A 536-nucleotide genomic window follows, 5' to 3' on the forward strand; every position below is an offset into this window, starting at 1 on the left:
TGAAGTGGTCAACAAAAACTGGCCACCGCGTTAGAGTTTTTCCAGTATCGGTTTTCTGATTCGTTTGGCGTTAACCCACCATTATATTCGTGCGGTCTTAGTGCGCTGTAATATCCAACGATATAGTCCGTTATTGCGTGAGCTGCATCGCTGAAGCTTACATAGCCCGTCGCCGGCACCCATTCGTTCTTCAGACTCCTGAAGAAGCGCTCCATTGGGCTGTTATCCCAGCAGTTTCCACGCCGACTCATACTCTGCCTGATCCGGTATCGCCACAGTAACTGCCGGAACTGCCTGCTCGTATAATGGCTGCCTTGATCGCTGTGGAACATCACCCCGACGGGCTTACCACGGGTTTCCCATGCCATTTCCAGTGCTTTCATGGTGAGCCTGCTGTCCGGCGAGAACGACATGGCCCAGCCCACTGGCTTTCTTGCGAACAGGTCGAGAACAACGGCGAGGTACGCCCAGCGCTTACCCGTCCAGATATAGGTCACATCACCGCACCACACCTGATTTGGTTCCGTTACGGCGAA

1 protein-coding gene is annotated in these 536 nt (G+C 53.7%); it reads right to left on the minus strand.

What is annotated here, in order from left to right; translation table 11 throughout:
* Positions 1 to 8: 8 nt before the first annotated feature.
* Positions 9 to 536, minus strand: a 528-nt coding sequence (locus ACOTX1_RS23835) for an IS3 family transposase (protein WP_421766889.1), incomplete at its 5' end; no start/stop codon positions are given.

Source organism: Enterobacter cloacae complex sp. IR5401 (assembly GCF_049238425.1).
Classification (GTDB): domain Bacteria; phylum Pseudomonadota; class Gammaproteobacteria; order Enterobacterales; family Enterobacteriaceae; genus Enterobacter; species Enterobacter hormaechei_C.